Here is a 17623-nt window from a genome sequence, read left to right as displayed (position 1 = left end):
TCTGAATTCCCTGTTGGATAAAATATGACGGTCGCAGCAGATAGCCTGCAGCTGGCGACAGAATTAGGCCAGCTATTATTACGGAAAAAGTGGACTATCACCACTGCAGAATCCTGCACCGGTGGTGGCCTGGGTTATAGCTTAACAGCCGTACCGGGTAGCTCTGCTTATGTAGACCGCGGTTTTATTACCTACAGCAACAAAGCCAAACAACAGCTACTTGCCGTGCGCAGTGCCACTTTATTGCAGTTTGGTGCCGTTAGTGAAGAAACCGTGCGCGAAATGGCCGCCGGTGCCGCCAAAGCTGCCAGCGCTAATATAGCGGTTGCCATATCCGGTGTTGCCGGGCCTGATGGCGGCTCGGTTTACAAGCCGGTTGGCACCGTGTGTTTCGGCTTTTATGTCGATGGCAGCATCGCCAGCAGCCATATGCTGTTTGCCGGCGACCGCCAGCAAGTACGCCAGCAAGCCATCGATTATGCACTGAAACAAAGCATTGAGCTGTTGACAGCACTATTAAACTAGACTACTGTACGAGCATACAGTGTTAATTGCCGCTCATACCGGCGCAACCATGGATATTAAGATGGACGACAATAAGCAGAAAGCACTCGCCGCGGCCTTAGGGCAAATTGAACGTCAGTTTGGTAAAGGTTCTATTATGCGTCTGGGCGATAGCACAGCGCTGGATATTGCAGCGGTATCAACCGGCTCACTAGGCTTGGATATAGCGCTTGGCATCGGTGGCCTGCCGTATGGTCGTATCGTCGAGATCTATGGCCCTGAGTCATCCGGTAAAACCACGCTAACTTTGCAGGTGATTGCTGAGGCACAAAAAGCCGGTAAAACCTGTGCTTTTATCGATGCTGAACACGCACTGGACCCGGTATACGCCAAAAAGCTGGGTGTAAATGTCGACCAACTGCTGGTCTCGCAACCAGATACCGGTGAGCAGGCGCTGGAAATTTGCGACATGTTAGTGCGCTCTGCTGCGGTAGATGTGGTGATTGTCGACTCGGTAGCGGCCTTAACACCAAAAGCCGAAATAGAAGGCGATATGGGCGACAGCCATATGGGCTTACAAGCGCGGTTAATGTCGCAGGCACTACGTAAACTCACCGCCAACATTAAACGCTCTAATACGCTGTGTATTTTTATTAACCAAATACGGATGAAAATCGGTGTGATGTTTGGTAACCCGGAAACAACCACCGGTGGTAATGCGTTGAAGTTTTACGCGTCTGTGCGTTTAGATATCCGCCGTATTGGCTCGGTAAAAGACGGTGATGAAATCGTTGGTAACGAAACCCGCGTTAAAGTGGTAAAGAACAAAGTAGCACCGCCGTTTAAACAAGCTGAGTTTATTATTCAATACGGTGCCGGTATTAATAAGTTGGGCGAATTGATTGATTTAGGCGTGGCTCAGGGCCTGGTAGATAAAGCCGGTGCCTGGTATGCCTATCAGGGTAATAAGATTGGCCAGGGTAAGGCCAATGCAATGAAATTTTTAGCCGATAATCAGCCTGTCGCGGATGAGATTGAAAAAGAATTGCGCGCCCGTTTGCTGTTAAAGCCGGGTGAAAAGCCAATTGAAGAGAGCGTACCAGAGGCGTTTGAAGCCGACCTATAAACACTGTTCATCTCAGGTTAATAAAGCCAGCTTATGCTGGCTTTTTTGTGTCAAATTTCCGCTTGCTCTGGTTTCAGTGCGGCGATAAGCTGTGATTCTGCGATTAATAGCAGATTTTCCCAATGTGGATAAGTTGTCAACGCTGCCGGTAATATAATAATGATAACAACAACCAGGCTTAGTTTGCCCGTTACAATACTGCTTTTAATGGCTTGCAAAGCCGATATCAGCGTGCAGAATGAGCCTGTCGATCCGGTGGTGCAGGAAATAGCCCTGGCTTTTGTCGAGCGACCGTTGCTTATTGCTGAGCAGCCATTTCAAACCCTGCTACAAAATCCCGCTGAATTTAACCCAGGGGCCCGGCTGATATTAAAGCAAAACGCTTTTGCCGAATCTGCTGAAACAGCACTGACAGCCGGGCTGTTTGCTGAAAACGACTTATACGACGTAAAAGATTTAACCACATCCCCTGACGGTTTAACTTTGCTGTTTGCGCTGCGCGCGCCAGAGCTGGCTAATACGCCTGACGAGTTGCAGCCCAAATGGGACCTGTGGCGCTATGATGTAGCAGCTAAAACATTGCAGCCACTGATCGCTGATCAGCAACAGGCGCAACGCGGTCACGACATTAGTCCGGCATTTTTGCCTGACGGCCGAATTGTGTTTAGTTCTAGTCGTCAGACGACATCGCGGCAAATTTTACTGGATGAATTTAAACCGCAATATACCGCTTTGGATGAAAATTTAGCTGCGCCTGCTTTTAATCTGCATGTCATGAATGCCGACGGCAGTAATATCGAACAGCTAACATTTAATCTAAGCCATGACCTGTATCCGGTAGTACTTGATGATGGCCATATTCTGTATAGCCGTTGGGATAATCACGGTAATCGCTCCATGTTTAACTGGTATCGCATGCGCCCTGATGGCAGCGAAAACCAGCTGGTATACGGCTGGCATTCACACAATAGTGGTGCAGAGCAAAGTCCGGTTGAATTTGGCAAAGCGGTGTTGTTGCAAGACGGCACTGTGACGCTGGCGCTGGCCAGCAGCCAGGCGCCCTATTACAACAGCTGGCCGCAGCAGGTTGCGCTGGATATAGCCAGTGATAATGAACAACCACTGTTTGGCGACGTGCTGACTTTACCGGCGCAAACGCCGTTGTTTCCCTGGGCTTTTGATAATACCACCCGGGCTGAGCGCGCCGGCGCGATTAACAGCTATGCGCCACTAAAAGATAATAGTGGCCGGTATTTGGTGAGCTGGTCGCCGTGTCGTGTGGTACAAAACGATACGGTATACAGCTGCGCTCAGGTTGCGGCTACCGATGAGCAGCAGCTGGCCGCACCTTTATATGGTTTGTGGTTGTTTGACACAGAGCAGCAAACTCAGGTACCTGTACGTCCAGGCCGGGAAGGCTGGTTGGTCAGTGAACCTACGGTGTTGCAGGCCTATGCACAGCCAGCGTTTTTGCCGGGCAATCCCGCGTTAGACAGCGCACTGGTGGCAGAGAATGCCGGTATTGTTGATATTCGCAGCGTATATGATTTTGCCGGTGTCGCCAGTGCTAATCTGGCGCAGTTGTCGGATCCTATGCAAAGCACGGCGGCACAGCGGCCGGTGCGTTACCTGCGCTTAGTGCGTGGCGTACCGCAACCGCCGGAAGAGGTGCTCGATGTACCTGGTTTTGCCTTCGGTGTCAGCCGTTTACAGTTAATGCGCGAAATTCTGGGCGCTGTACCCGTGGCACCTGATGGCTCAGTGCGGGTAAAAGTGCCGGCTAATGTTGCCTTTAATCTGGCACTGCTAGATGCGCAAGGCAAGGCAGTTTCGCCGTTACACCAGCAATGGCTGAGCGTGCGGCCGGGTGAAACCTTAAGCTGTAATGGCTGCCACACTGTGCAAAGTACTGCGCCACATGGCAGAACCAGTGGTGAAGCGCCATCGGCTAATTTGGGTGCGGTTAATGGTGGTAACTTCCCCAATACTAACCCGTCGCTTATTGCTCAGTCGGGTGAGACGATGGCACAGATGGCGGCGCGTATTCATGGCGAAACCGAATTAGACGAAGCGCTGCGTTATCTGGATATTTGGACCGATCCTGCGCTGCGCCAACCTGATCCAACCGAAACTATAAGCCTGCAGCAGCTGTCAACTGAACTCCCTGGTGGCACAGCATGTTATACGCAGTGGCTGGCCAGCTGCCGTTTGCGCATCGATTATCCGACGCACATTCAACCGCTTTGGTTACTTGACCGGCGTCAGGTCGACCTGGCCAGTAACGAAGTTGTGGCTGATCATACCTGTGTCAGTTGTCACAGCCGAACTGATGCCGCTGGCAACAGCCGTGTACCCGCAGCTCAGCTGGAGTTAGACGCCGAGCCATCAGATTTACAAGCGCAGCACCTGCGCAGTTATCGTGAATTACTTTCTAATGACAATGAACAAGAGCTGATTGGTGAGGTGTTGGTCGACAGGCTGGTGCAGGCGACAGATGCCAATGGTAACCCGCTGTTTGTCACCGACGCCGACGGTAACCTGGTGCTGGATGATGACGGCAACCCGATCCCGGTTATGGTGCCGGTAAATGTGGCACCGGCGCTACGTGCCAACAGTGCAAGGGCGGGAAGTGCGTTTTTTAACCGCTTTGGCAGTGAGGGTACACATGCAGGCTATCTGACCGCTGCAGAACTCATGCTCATTGCTGCCTGGCTGGATATTGGCGCGCAGTATTACAACTCACCTTTTGTAGTACCGGAGCCGTAGATGAAAAATATACTCTGCTGGCAAAACCTACTACTGTTGTTGTTAAGTGTGTTTAGTGCATGCCTGCTGGCCGCTACTGTAACTGTCAAAGTAAACACTGACTTTGTTAACCTGCACTCAGGTGCGGGTAAAGGTTACCCTATAGTGCAGGTGGCATTAAAGGGCGAAACATTAGTGTTAGTTACCCGGCGTACCGACTGGGTAAAAGTTGAGTTTAAACAGCAGCCATATTGGCTGGCGCGTACCGACCTGGCTAAGCTTATTACCGCTGAGCAACAAGTGTTTGAGCTCCATGATCAGCGCCTTGATGCCTATCAAAATCGAATGCTGGAAGCCGGCCTGCTATTGGGTGATTTTAGTGGCTCCAGTTTATATCAGCTAACCCTGGGGTATCAGTTTAGCCCTTATATTCAAACTGAGCTGGCACTGGGCCAGGCCAATGGCGACCAGGCCGATAACCGTTTCGCCGAGCTGAGCTTATATATCAGCCCAATGCCTCATTGGGTGGTATCGCCTTACTTCGGTATTGGTGGCGGCGCTCTGCGCACTACTGCACGTACCGTGTTAGTACAAACTCCTGACCGAAACAATACGTTGGCCAGTGCCGAGCTTGGGCTGCGTTATTATATCAGCCGCAATTTTATCGCCCGGGCGGCTTACCGGCGCAGCGTAATAATAACCGATCGTAATGACAACGAAGAGATAGACACATGGAAGCTTGGATTCAGCGTATTTTTCTGACATTGGCGTTGTTGCCTCTGGCACTGAGCGCACAGACGGCGCAGCAACCGGTTATCGCGCCCGATATTGAGCGTAAGGTGATAAGTGAAAGTATGCTTGATAGCGAAAATTGGCTGCTGGGCGTGCGTGCCGGCGTGGTGAGCATTGAAGATTTTGGCAGTAGCGCACTGGTGGCAGTGCAGTTAAGTTATCAGATTAACGAAAGCTTCTACCTGAGCACCGAGTACGCCATGGCTAAGGCAGGCAGCACGTCGTTTGAAGAATTAAGTGGAGCTGCCCCCTTACTGACTGACAGTGAACGGCAGTGGCGTTATTACGGTGCACACCTGGGGTATAACGTGCTGCCCGGCGAAGTATTTTTTGGCCGTGATTACGCGATGAACAGCAGCTTGTCGTTGTTTGCCGGTGCTGGCAACGTCGATTTTGCCGGCGATAAAGTATTTGCCTTGCATATTGGTAGTCAGTTTCGGCTGTATACCACTGACTGGCTGGCGTTAGAGCTGAGTTTCAGCGATTACATTTTTGAAACCACCATACTGGCGCGCAATAAGACCACGCACAATCTGGCGCTGGGCTTTGGCGTAGCCGTGTATTTTTAAGCGGAGAAACGATGAAACAGTGGATTTTCAGCCTGTTGTTACTGCTTGCCAGTGGTCAGTTGTTGGCTACAGCACCGGATTTTACCCTCAAAGCAACCGATGGTACTAATTTGCGCCTGGCTGAACAAAAAGGTGACATTATGCTGATTAACTTCTGGGCCAGCTGGTGCGGGCCTTGTATTCAGGAAATGCCAGCGCTGGATAAACTGGCGCAGAAGTATCAGGCGTTGGGCGTGCAGGTATGGGGCGTAAATGTTGAGAACGATAGCGCTGCGGCCAAAGCCTACCTGAGCAAAGTGCAGGTTAGCTTTCCTATCCTGTTTGATCTGGATAACGGTGTATCCAAAGCCTATCAGGTTGATGCCATGCCTACGACGGTCATTTTAGACAAGGACGGCAAGGTTCGTGCAGTTCATCGCGGTTACAAGCCGGGCTATGAGAAAAAATATGAAAACGATATTAAGCAGTTACTTCGTGAATAAATACCGTACTGGCACGGTTGCTGCGATGTTGCTGCTAAGTTTGAGCGGTTGCGCCAGTATTGAGCCCTGGGTAAAGCCCTATGAGCGCGACAAACTGGCCGACCCGATAATGGCATTTGGCCGTCATCCGGTGGCGCTGCAACATGTCGCGCACGTGCAAGACTCGCGCGAAGCAGCCAAGGGCGCTAATGGCAGTGGAGGCGGTGGCTGTGGCTGCAATTAGGCTGTTCATCTTGCTGCTGCTTAGCAGCAGCCTGGCGCAGGCCGCTGTGTTACCAGACGACCGGGCTGATCTGATGTACCACAGTTATCAGGGCGGCGGCGTGTCTATTGATGGTCCTGCGGTAATGTTACGTAAAAAAGCCGGACAAGCTGTGTCGCTGTCGGCGTATCATTATGTTGATACCGTGTCGGGTGCATCTATCGATGTGCAGGCCACGGCATCGGCCTACAGTGAAACACGCAGAGAAACCCGTTTGGGGGTTGATTACCTGAGCGGTAACAGCATTATCAGCCTTAATTACGCCCAAAGCGACGAAAACGACTACAACGCCAAATCGGTGTCTTTTGGTATAGCGCATGACACCTTTGGCGGCATGACTACCCTTAGCCTGGAAGCCGGGCTGGGGGATGATAAGGTCGGGCGCAATGGTGATGAAAGTTTTCAGGAGAATGTAAAACGCTATAACTACAAACTTGGCCTGACGCAGGTGCTAAGCAGTCGCTGGATAGCCGCACTGAATATGCAAGTCGATCTGGACGAAGGCTTTTTAAATAATCCGTATCGCAGTGTGCGCTACCTTGATAGTACGCTACCACGCGGCTTTGGCTGGCAAGCTGAAGTCTATCCTAACAGCCGCAATACACTGGCATTGTCGCTGGTAAATAAATGGTACTTACCTTACCGGGCGGCACTGAGCCTGAATCTACGCCATTATCAGGATAGCTGGGATATTCGTGCCTTTGATACTGAGCTGGAATATGTACATCCGCTAGCTGAACGCTGGATACTGGAAGCTAAACTGCGCTGGTATAGCCAGGGCCAGGCTGAATTTTACCGCGATTTATTTGACTTTGCCGGCCAGCAAAATTTTATGGCGCGTGATAAAGAACTCAGTGAATTTACTAACCTGACATTCGGCTTAGGCGCAAGTTACCAGCTAGCCAATTGGGCATTCTGGCCTGACGCCAAACCGCAATTGAATTTGCAGTGGGATCACATTCGCTTTAATTACAAAAACTTCCGCAACGTAACCATAACAGAAACTGAAACCGGTCTGGAGCCACTGTACCGGTTAGATGCCAATGTGTTACGGGCATTTTTCAGCCTTTATTTTTAACAGGAACACAGCATGAGAGCGCTAGTACTGATGGTGTTAATCTGGTCTGGTAACCTGGCGCAAGCCACTACGTTACCCGCGCCGGAACAACTGGAGCAGCTGAGGCAGCAGGTAATTCAGTTAAACCGCGAATTATTTTTGCTCGAAGAAGAACTGCTGTTTCCGCCACAAACACAGTTGGCACTGTTTTTATCGGTAGACACCGGTCAGTTCTTTCGTCTTGATAGCGTCGAATTGCATCTGAACGACAAGCCCATAGCGGCACACCTTTACACCGAGCAGCAGTGGGATGCATTAAAACGTGGTGCAATTCAGCCGTTGTTTAAAACTAATGTTAACGCTGGTCAACATAAGCTTACTGCCGTTTTTGTTGGTAAAGGGCCAGACAATCGCGATTATCGCAGGGCTGTCAGCTATCCGTTTGATAAAGCCGAAGACGCCATTTTGCTGGAGTTGCAAGTAAAAGATCGCAGCAGTGATTATCAGCCTGAATTTGTCGTGATGCCATGGTCAAACGATTGAAGGCGCGCTTAACGTGCTTGCTGGCGCTATGCAGTGTTGCTGCAGCGGCGCAGCAGGCGCCGCTGGAAAAACACTATCGTCAGGCGGCCTGGGCGTTTTATTTACAACAACCGGCACAGGCGCTGGAAGCCCTGCAACTTGCCTCGCAGCACGATCAGCGCACACAATTACTGGAAGCCGGCTTGTACCTGCAACTGAATATGCCCCAGCACGCGGCTTTGGTATTGCAGCCGTTGGTCAACGAAAACAACACCGCGCCTTTACCACAATCACTGCTGAATATTGCCTTACTGCAGTTTGCCCGCTATCAACTGGAGTTGGGCAACAAAAGCCAGGCTAAGCAATACCTATCGCGGGTGGACATTGCCGCCGATCAAAGCTGGCTTGGCCAGCAGCAACTATTAGCCCAGTTACTCAACTGGCCACAGATCAATATACCGGCTAAGCCCGAATTTGCCGCGCTACAACGCCAGGCAGAAATGCCGTACATTATCAGTAATCAGGCACTGGCTATGGCAGAGCAACAACCGCAGCTGGCACTGCAGTGGCTTGATAGCTTGCGACAGCAATTACAACTGCCCTTGCAGCAAAGTTTCTGGCAGGTACTGTTCAGTGGCCAATGGCAGCTGTTATTCAGTGGTCAATGGCACCTGGTGTCACGGCCACAAGGGTTTGTTTATGCAGAAGATGAATATCAGGCGCTGCACGATTATCTGCAACTGTTGCAGGCGCAACTGCATATCGGCCAGCAGGATTTTGCCGCAGCCGATGCCATACTCAGCGACTTTGCCGCCAACAGCGTGCTAAGCCCCGGCGCGCTTAGCTTGTACAGCCATATTCTGACTGAGCAGCGGCATATACCTACTTTGCTATCTGTGTTGCAACAGCAAATTAATCTGCAGCCTTTTAGCAGTATTGCCTGGCAGGCTGCGACCCGTATTGGTGCGCAACTTGAACGGGCGTTACAGCAAAAAGATGCGCTGGCGGCGTATCGCTGGGCGGATCAGTATTATCGCCAGCAACGACAATTGATAGAGCAACAGGCCTCACCACTGCAGGTTAGCCAGTTAGAACAGGGCATGTCAGACTGGCAGCAGCTGCAGTTGTCGCAGCACGACGCTTTGCACCGGCTGCAACAGGACATACTGGCTGTACAGCAACAGTTGCACCAGGCACCCACCCGGCAACAGCGGCTAAACCAGCTTGAGCAGGTAACAGCATATAAAATAACGCAACAGGCCAGCTTGCTTAGCCGTCAATTGCCGCAATTGCAGGCGCGGCGCCAGGCACTGCAGCAGCAAGCTACCGAGCTTAAACAACAAATAACCCAGGCCGAAGCACAACCATTGTCACTGTTGTTGGCCGATGGCGCGCTTTATCAGCAACTAAGTGTATTGCATCAGGCAGAGCAGCGGCTGGCGCAACTTAGCGATGCTAATGCAGCGCTGGACACCGCAGATTATCAGCGCAGGCTGACGCATTTGCGCGGCATATTGCACTGGCAGTATTACGACAATGCGGCCTCACGCAAGCTGCACCGTCAGCGCGCATTGAGTGCATTGGATAGCGCCATGCAAAACATGGACGACAAACTGGCTATGTTGCAGCAACAAAGCCTTAAAGCAGCCCGGCTAGAGCAAATAAATCAGCGGTTGGGCCAACTTAACAGCAAACAGCAGCAACTTAATCTGGCGCTGTTAAGTCAGCAACAACGCTTGCTGGCACAGCTAAACCAGCAGTTACAGCAGCGCCGGCAGCAGGATTTGGCGACACTGGCCGATCTGCAGCGTTTTAACAAAGAGGCTATGGCCCGGGTGATGGAGCGGGTATTGCTGCTAGCTGGCCCGGCGACGTCAGGAGCAGGCAATGACTAAGTTGTCGGTAGCGGCGCCATGTTGGCATCTAGCTCGGCTGTCGCACGCCGTTATTACGGCGCTGGCTTTGACGGGAGTACTGGCAGGTTGCAGTGGGCCGTCCACTGAGCAAAGCCGGCCCAGGCTTGGCGATATTAGCGCCTTTGACCGCAGCATCCTGGACCAGGATCTGACGGTGACGGAACAACAGCTGGCGCAGTTGTATCATGAAATACTGCAGTTGCAACCCGCAGCGCAAATGCGGCAAAAAATCCATTACCGGTTATCACAAATGCACACCGCCAGACTGGACAGTGCTGAGCTATCTCCCACACAGGAGCAGGCTGAGTTACAACAGCTGGTTGCGCAGTATTTACAGCTGCTTGAACTGTACCCTGATGACCCGAACAATGAATTAATCCGCTATCAACTGGCGCGTAGCTACGATTTGCTTGGCCAACAGCAGGCTTGTCTGGAGCAGCTGCAGCAGTTTTTACAGCGTTACCCGGGTTCAGAATTTGCCGCCGAGTTATGGTTTCGTCAGGCAGATATTCAGTATAGCCGCAGCCGCTATGCTGAGGCACTGGCGGGTTACTTGCAGGTGCTGGATGGCTCAAGCCCAGAGTTGCAGCTGCATGCCCGCTACATGGCAGGCTGGAGTTATTTTAAGCTACAACAACTTGAACAGGCTGATGAGCAATTTTTAGCCGTACTGGACCAAAGTTACAGCGGTTACCTGTCAGATGAAAACAGCCAGCAAAGTTTGCAGCAGGAAGTATTGCATACTCTAAGTGTGTCGTTAAGTTACCAACAGCAAGACCAGAGCTTACAAGCCCTGCTGGCACGGGTGCCCTATTATAGCGGTGAGCGTCCGTTGCCGTTGACAGAGCTGTTGTATCGCACGCTGGCGGGCTTTTTAGCAGATAAACAGCTGTTTGCTGAGAGCCTGGATAGCTACCGGCGTTTTATTGCCGACTATCCGGTCAGTTTATCGGCAGCCCGCATGCAGCTGTTACTGATTGAACATTATCTATCTGATGCCGATGCGGCACAAGCAGAGGCTGAGCAGCAACGCTATGTCGCACTTTTCGCACCCGGGAGCGGGTTTTGGCAACAAGCACGCCCGCAAGAGCTGGCAGAAGTAGCGCCACTGTTGCTGCAGTATCTGGATTACTTTGCCCGCAAACAGTTCCGTAGTGCGCAGCAACAGCAGGCTGATTTACGCATTACCGCCTATGCGCGGACAATCCCGCTTTGGCAACAAATGCTGGCTATTCTGGCAGAGCCGACGGTGCAGCAAGATGAGATTACACAACGCTATTCCAGCGCTGATCTGAGCTATTTGCTGGCTGAAACCTATGCTGGTGCGGCTATGCCAGAGCAAGCGTTGGCGCTATATAGCCAGCTGGGCTATCAGCCGTTAGCAGACCAACCAACATTGTTCAACGCGCAGGATGCGGCTTACAAGGCCTTGCTACTCGCTGCCAGTTTATCTGATGAACGAAACGACAATGGCACCAGATTGTGGCAACAGCAAACCGACTTTGTCAGGTTGCACGGCCAGCACCCTGCTGCGCAGCAAGTTGCGCTGCAGCAGCTGCAACAGCGCTACACCGAGCAAGACTACGCCGCCGTGCTGGCGTATAGCCACAGTGTGACTGACTGGCCGCATCCGGCACAGTCGGATAGCGCTTTAGTGCTCGAAGCGCACTTTTTACATAGCCAGAGCGAGCTGGCGCTTGCCCGTTATGCCAGTGCTGAAGCCAGCATTAGCGCGCTGTTGCAAAGCACTGGTTTAGCGCCAGAGCGGCAAACCTTACTAAGGCAGCAGTTGGCGTCCAGTATTTATCAGCAGGCACAGCAGACGCAATTAGCCGATAGTCAGGTGTTAGCGCATCTGTCGCGTTTGCTGCAAACGTTACCCGACTCAGCCTATCATCAAGCGGCCGCCTACCAACAAATCAGCCTGTTGCATCAGGCGCAACAATTCAGCGCAGCGATACCGCTGCTACAAGCGTTTATTGCCAAATATAGCGACAGCGAACGTAATCTGGCAGCGAAGGCCTTGTTGCTGGACAGCTATGAGCAGGCCGGGCAATGGGGTGACGCTGCCACAGAGTTACTGGCACTGGCAAATAGCAGTACAGATGCACAGCAGCAACGCGAAGCATTGTATCTGGCCGCGCAGTATCAGCAAAAAGCCGGTGCTAATGAGGCGGCGTTAAACAGCTACCGTAGCTATGCCAACCGGTATCAGCAGCCGCACTTACTGGCGCAGGAAGCCCGGTATCAGTTAGTGCAGTTGTACCGGCAAAAGCAAGATATTTACCGGCAAAATTTCTGGCTGGATAAAATTGCCAGCTTTGAGCAGCAATATGCCGCGCAAGGTAATGAACGTAGCCGGCAGTTAGCAGCAGACGCTTTGCTGGCGCTGGGCCGGCATGAAAGCCAGTTGTTTAGCGCAGTTAGGTTAAGCCACCCGCTGCGCAGCAGTCTGGCGAAAAAACGTCAACATATGACCGTTGCCATCAAGCACTTTGAGCAGAGCATGCAGTATGGCATTGCCGCCAGTTACAGCGAAGCGCAATACCAGGTGGCCCGCTTGTATCAGCAAATGGCCACAGCACTGTTGCAGTCTGACCGTCCCAGAGGTCTGGACTCACTGGCGCTGGAGGAGTACGAATTATTGCTCGAGGAACAAGCCTATCCATTTGAAGAGCAAGCTATTGCGATTTACCAGCAAAATACCCGCTTAACCCAGCAACAGCTATGGGATAGCTGGATAGCGCAAAGCTTTGCCGAGCTGGCAAGGTTGTTACCGGCCAAATTTGACAAAACCGAGCAGTATTCCGGAGTAGCCAATGAAGCGTATTAGTGGCTTATGCCTATTGCTGTTGTCCGCCTGTGCGCAGTTGCCGGCGCCGCCGCAGGTGATTGATAAGCCAGCCACTGTGCCGGTGCAAACACCGCCAAATGCTGAACCAGTGGCGATGGCCAAAACGCAACTGAACCCTGCATTGCAGCAGCAATTTGCTGCGGCAAAACACATGTTGCAAGCCAAAGATTACCCGCAGGCACTAACACTGTTTGCGCAGCTGGCAGAGCAAGCCTCTGATGCTGCCGGGATCTGGTATAACCTGGCTTTAGCACAATGGCACAGTAATGACGAAGCAGCGGCGCAGCGTAGCTTGCAGCAGGCTATTAGTGCAGCGCCACAGCACAGTGACAGCCATAATTTACTGGGTGTGCTGGCGCGTCAGCGCGGTGAAATGCTTGCAGCTGAGCGACACTTTCAACAGGCACTGCAGGGCGGTAAGACTTATGCTGCAGCGCATAAAAATCTGGCGTTTTTGTACGAGCTGTACCTGGCAGCACCGCTGCAGGCGCACTATCACTATCAGCAGTATTATCAGCTGACGCAAGACGAGCAGGTAACATTGTGGCTAGCGTTACTTGAGCAAGAGCTGGCGCAGCAGGACAACAGTGCAACAGACAGCACTGTGCAACAGCCGTTGCAGCAGGAGAACAGCAATGACTAAGTTTATGTTGGTGTGCGCTATGTTGTGCTTTAGCGCAGCGCCAAGTGCGCAGCAAACTGTGCAACAAAGCGTGCAGCTTGAGTCGACCATCAGTGGTAATCAGGAACAGCCTAAGACTATCTATGTCTTGCCCTGGCAGCAACCGGTAGGACAAATTCGTATTCCGCCGTCCAGTTTAGCACTGCCGCAAATGCAGGTTTCGCCACTGGATCGGCAGCAGTTTTTACGTTTTATCGCCGTGCAGCAAGGCTCGGTGCAAACCCGTTTAGTTAACCCGGAACAACAACAATAAGAGGATGTATTTGATGGATTTTTTTCACGGCACAATTCGGTTTTTACAAGAGGGCGGTGCCTTTATGTACCCAATTGCCTTTATTCTGGTGCTGGGCGTGGTGATTGCCATTGAACGCTGGTGGTTTTTGCACTCGGTTTACGGCGTTAACCAACGTGCATTTCATCAGGTTCAGGGGGCCGTAGCGCAAGCCGATACGCTGCGTATCACCGAGCTGGCAGCCAGCAGTGCTGCGCCATTGTTGGCAATGCTCGCCAGCGGGGTAAACCGTCTGCAGTTATCGCACCGGCGCGAAGATATGGAATATGCCATGGAAGAAGTCGTGCTGGAATACAGCCTGCGATTGCAAAAGCGCACGCCTTTCTTAGCAACCCTGGCTAATGTTGCGACCTTGCTGGGTCTGCTGGGCACCATTATGGGCCTGATCGCCGCGTTCTCTGCGGTGGCAAATGCCGATCCGTCAGAAAAAGCCAGCCTGCTGTCTTCCAGTATCTCGGTGGCGATGAATACCACTGCTTTTGGTTTGATCACCGCCATACCTTTGGTGTTTGTGCACTCATTGTTACAGGGTAAAACGGCCAGTATTATCGATACAATGGAAATGGTTGGCATAAAGCTGATGAACAGTCTGGCAAAAAAAGCAGAAGGTGGCGCGGATGTTCAGAAGGCGTAAAGCTGCCATAGCCGATGCAGAGCTTGATATCACGTCCTTTATGAACCTGATGATCGTGCTGGTGCCGGTATTGCTGCTCAGCCTGGTATTTACCCAGATCCGCGTGCTGAATATTCAGTTACCGCCGCTCAGCGAGCAGCAATTGCAACAAGAACAGCAACAACCACAACAACTGGAACTGGAAATTCATGCTGACAGGTTGCGGTTAAATTACCCTGCCGGTGAACCGTTGCGGGTGTTTGCGCTGAACGAACAGGGCCAACATGATTTTGCCGCTTTAAGCCTGTATCTACAGGATCTGAAGCTGATCCTGCAGCAAAAACAAATAGATAAGCAGGACATCAGCATACTGGCGCCGGATGAGCTGGACTATCAGACACTGATCACAGCAATGGACACCGTGCGGTCTTTTAAAGCGGTAGTCGCCGCCCAGCTGGTGGATGCCGAATTGTTTCCGCAAATTGCGTTAGGCCAGTTGCCGCCAGCGGAGGACACGCCATGAAGATGTCATTTCGCGCTAAGCGCTTAGCACGGCAAAATCAGCGACTGGCGCAGGCCAGCAAACTGAACCTGGTGGCATTGATGGATATTTTTACCATTTTGGTGTTTTTCCTGATGGTAAATCAATCAGAAGTAAAGGTCCTGCAAAGTAACAAGGATATCAGCCTGCCGCGCTCTGTGTCAGAGCAGTTACCCACCGAGCAGGTAATGCTGACCATCACAGCCAATGGCGTACTGGTGCAAGGTAAGCCGGTGTGGCAGGGTGATTGGCAGCAAGACGCCAGCGTCTGGCAGCCACAGCTCGCAGCGGCATTAACGGCAGAGCTGAATTATCTGGCAACGCGCACTGTGCCATTAACCGCAGCACAGCAGGCAACGGGCAGGGCGCTGACAATACTGGGCGATGCCGCTACACCTTATCTGGTGCTACGCCAGTTGATGGCCATTTGCGCCACAACTGAATACCGGGATTTGTCGCTTGCTGTAGAGCTAACAGCTGCCACTGCAACAGAGGCGGAGGCACCATGAGCAGTTTAAATATGGCTGCATCATGGCAGTTTACCCGCTCGCCGACTGCTGAAAGTGAGGATAAAACCTTCTACCGCTTGCTGTTAGCTGGCCTGCTATTATGGCTGCTGATTGCCGTCGTGGTGCCGGCGCTTCAGGTACCCGAACGTAGCCGGCAGTTACAAGAACAGTTACCGCCACAATTGGCGCGGGTGTTGCTTGAAGAGCGCAAAGCGCCGCCGCCACCTGAACCAGAGCCACAGCCTGAGCAAATTATCGAGCCGGTAAAACCTGAGCCTAAACCGGTAGAGGCTACGCCGGAACAGCTTAAGCCAGATCCGCAGTTGGCGCGCCAGCAGGCCGAGCAAGCCGGCTTAATGGCAATGCGTGACGATTTAGCCGCGTTACGACAGAGTTTTCAGTTAAATAACAGCGCACCGCAGGTGAAAAGCACAGGTGAGCAACAGGCTACCCAGCTCGATCGCAACCTGCTGCGCAATGAAGCCAGTAAGACATTTGCCACGGCTGAAGCTGCCGCAGTTGCCAGTGATATTGCCCGCTCAGAGCTGGCCGACACCGGCACCACAGCACTGGCAGAAACTGAGCTAAAAGGCTTATCCGCCACCGGACGCATAGATGCACAGCCACGCAGCGACAATGCGGGTAGTGGCGGTGGTCAGGGCCGGTCTGAAGCCGAAATTCGCCGCGTACTAGAGGCCAATAAAAGTAGTTTGTATACCCTGTACAGCCGCGCTTTACGCACTAACCCATTGTTAAAAGGTAAGGTGGTTTTTGAGCTGATTATTAACCCGGATGGCAGCCTTGCTGACGTTAGCATAGTGCGCAGCGAGTTAAATGACAGCAAACTGGAACGGCAACTGACATTGCGACTGCGTGGCGTCAATTTTGGTGCGGCGCAAGTGGCACTGACCCGTTCAACCTGGACAGTCGAGTTCTTACCGGGCTAAACCGGAGGTAAATATCAATGCGTATGGTTATTAAAATGGTCAGTATGATGCTGATGTTGTGCAGCTCTGCCGCGCTGGCTGGCTCACTGGAGCAGGCAAAACGCCTGCATGACAGGCTGGCCGGTGTGCCCGCTGATGCGGCAACGTTAAGCCAGATGCAGGCGTTGCTTGATAGCGGCGATGCTACTGGCGCCGCTGAGCTGGCAATGCAGCATCCGGACTTTTACCGCACCACGTTAAAGTTGTTTGCCGCCGCAGCAACAAACCGTGAGCAGGATGTATTTGAGCCACTAAATGACTATATCGCCACCGTGATAGGCTTGGTGCGTGATGAGGTGGATTACCGCCAGTTATTGCAAACCGATATTCTGTATGTGGGTGCCGACAGCTTAGGTTTGCCGCCGTATCAAAGTGATAACAACGCGCATTATCTGGCGCTGGAGCAGCAGGCGGTAGACTTAGCGCAATATCTGCAACCTCGGGCACAAAGCAGCTTAAATGCAATTCCTGCTGACGCCGCTGCCGGCGTTATGACCAGCCGCGCCGCTGCCAGAGCGTTTTTTTATCTGGGTACCAACCGCGCCATGTTTCGTTTTACCTTGATGAGCCAGTTGTGCACTGATTTAGAGCCGTTGCAGGATATCAGCCAGCCAACCGATCGCATTCGCCAGGATGTTAGCCGCAGCCCGGGCGGTGACAGCCGTATTTTTAATAATCGCTGCGTTGCCTGTCACGCGGGTATGGACCCTCTGGCACAGGCGTTTGCTTACTATGACTACCAGTTTAGCGATGAGGATGGCACTAATGGCCGTATTTTTTATCAAGCGCCGGGTACGTTAAATAGCCAGACACAAAGCCGGGTGCAACCGAAATATCATATTAATGCCGGCACCTTCCCTTATGGTTTTAATACACCGGATGACAGCTGGCAAAACTACTGGCGTGAAGGTCAGAACCAGTCTCTTGGCTGGGACAACAGCTTGCCGGGGCAGGGCAATGGCGCGAAAAGCCTGGGCCAGGAGTTGGCGCATAGCGAGGCTTTTGCCCAGTGTCAGGTAAAAAAAGCGTTTCGCAGCGTATGTTTACGCGAACCACAAAGCCTCAGTGATGTGACGGCGCTACATAGTATCACTGACAGCTTTAAAGCCAGCGGCTATCGGATGAAGCAGGTATTTGCCGATACAGCCATTTACTGTATGGGAGACTGACA

At 52.3% G+C, this 17623-nt stretch carries 18 protein-coding genes; all 18 read left to right on the top strand.

All coding sequences use genetic code 11. From position 1 onward, the window contains the following. Positions 1-24 precede the first annotated feature (24 nt). The 18 genes from ACYVIC_RS04135 (at position 25) to ACYVIC_RS04050 (ending at position 17621) form a co-directional block, all read left to right on the top strand. Positions 25-525: a nicotinamide-nucleotide amidohydrolase family protein gene (locus ACYVIC_RS04135; protein WP_460857524.1), complete on the top strand. Its 501-nt coding sequence runs from the start codon at positions 25-27 to the stop codon at positions 523-525. 61 nt (positions 526-586) lie between these two features. Next, entirely contained in the window at positions 587-1630 is a 1044-nt protein-coding gene (gene recA, locus ACYVIC_RS04130) for a recombinase RecA (protein WP_460857574.1), read from the top strand. Positions 1631-1789: 159 nt separating this feature from the next. Beyond that, entirely contained in the window at positions 1790-4396 is a 2607-nt protein-coding gene (locus tag ACYVIC_RS04125) for an HzsA-related protein (RefSeq protein WP_460857522.1), read from the top strand. Continuing rightward, positions 4397-5137, top strand: coding sequence for an outer membrane beta-barrel protein (locus tag ACYVIC_RS04120; protein ID WP_460857520.1), 741 nt, complete (start codon positions 4397-4399; stop codon positions 5135-5137). It abuts the gene before it with no gap. Further along, a complete protein-coding gene (locus ACYVIC_RS04115) occupies positions 5107-5736 on the top strand; it encodes an outer membrane beta-barrel domain-containing protein (protein WP_460857519.1) in 630 nt (209 codons plus the stop codon). Before ACYVIC_RS04120 ends, ACYVIC_RS04115 begins: the two co-directional genes overlap by 31 nt. 11 nt (positions 5737-5747) lie before the next feature. Beyond that, positions 5748-6218, top strand: coding sequence for a peroxiredoxin family protein (locus ACYVIC_RS04110; protein WP_460857517.1), 471 nt, complete (start codon positions 5748-5750; stop codon positions 6216-6218). Continuing rightward, a complete protein-coding gene (locus ACYVIC_RS04105; protein WP_460857515.1) occupies positions 6211-6441 on the top strand; it encodes a DUF4266 domain-containing protein in 231 nt (76 codons plus the stop codon). Before ACYVIC_RS04110 ends, ACYVIC_RS04105 begins: the two co-directional genes overlap by 8 nt. After that, entirely contained in the window at positions 6428-7558 is a 1131-nt protein-coding gene (locus ACYVIC_RS04100) for a DUF3570 domain-containing protein (protein WP_460857513.1), read from the top strand. The genes ACYVIC_RS04105 and ACYVIC_RS04100 overlap by 14 nt, the downstream gene beginning before the upstream one ends. A gap of 12 nt (positions 7559-7570) precedes the next feature. Further along, positions 7571-8080 (top strand): AraC family transcriptional regulator, encoded by a 510-nt coding sequence (locus ACYVIC_RS04095; protein ID WP_460857512.1) that lies wholly within the window; start codon positions 7571-7573, stop codon positions 8078-8080. Next, positions 8077-9954: a hypothetical protein gene (locus ACYVIC_RS04090; protein ID WP_460857511.1), complete on the top strand. Its 1878-nt coding sequence runs from the start codon at positions 8077-8079 to the stop codon at positions 9952-9954. The genes ACYVIC_RS04095 and ACYVIC_RS04090 overlap by 4 nt, the downstream gene beginning before the upstream one ends. After that, positions 9947-12808, top strand: coding sequence for a tetratricopeptide repeat protein (locus ACYVIC_RS04085; RefSeq protein WP_460857510.1), 2862 nt, complete (start codon positions 9947-9949; stop codon positions 12806-12808). Before ACYVIC_RS04090 ends, ACYVIC_RS04085 begins: the two co-directional genes overlap by 8 nt. After that, entirely contained in the window at positions 12795-13472 is a 678-nt protein-coding gene (locus ACYVIC_RS04080) for a tetratricopeptide repeat protein (RefSeq protein ID WP_460857508.1), read from the top strand. The genes ACYVIC_RS04085 and ACYVIC_RS04080 overlap by 14 nt, the downstream gene beginning before the upstream one ends. Beyond that, a complete protein-coding gene (locus tag ACYVIC_RS04075; RefSeq protein WP_460857507.1) occupies positions 13465-13764 on the top strand; it encodes a hypothetical protein in 300 nt (99 codons plus the stop codon). The genes ACYVIC_RS04080 and ACYVIC_RS04075 overlap by 8 nt, the downstream gene beginning before the upstream one ends. A 13-nt stretch (positions 13765-13777) precedes the next feature. Then, positions 13778-14437, top strand: a complete 660-nt coding sequence (locus ACYVIC_RS04070) for a MotA/TolQ/ExbB proton channel family protein (RefSeq protein ID WP_460857505.1) — start codon at positions 13778-13780, stop codon at positions 14435-14437. Next, positions 14421-14939, top strand: a complete 519-nt coding sequence (locus tag ACYVIC_RS04065; protein WP_460857504.1) for a biopolymer transporter ExbD — start codon at positions 14421-14423, stop codon at positions 14937-14939. The genes ACYVIC_RS04070 and ACYVIC_RS04065 overlap by 17 nt, the downstream gene beginning before the upstream one ends. Then, a complete protein-coding gene (locus ACYVIC_RS04060; protein WP_460857502.1) occupies positions 14936-15466 on the top strand; it encodes an ExbD/TolR family protein in 531 nt (176 codons plus the stop codon). Before ACYVIC_RS04065 ends, ACYVIC_RS04060 begins: the two co-directional genes overlap by 4 nt. Next, a complete protein-coding gene (locus ACYVIC_RS04055) occupies positions 15463-16413 on the top strand; it encodes an AgmX/PglI C-terminal domain-containing protein (RefSeq protein WP_460857500.1) in 951 nt (316 codons plus the stop codon). Before ACYVIC_RS04060 ends, ACYVIC_RS04055 begins: the two co-directional genes overlap by 4 nt. 17 nt (positions 16414-16430) lie before the next feature. Next, on the top strand, positions 16431-17621 hold the full coding sequence (locus ACYVIC_RS04050) for a hypothetical protein (RefSeq protein ID WP_460857498.1): 1191 nt from the start codon (positions 16431-16433) through the stop codon (positions 17619-17621). Positions 17622-17623 lie beyond the last annotated feature (2 nt).

It is taken from the genome of Rheinheimera gaetbuli (assembly GCF_054781935.1).
This window is presented reverse-complemented; position numbering and strand designations above follow the sequence as displayed.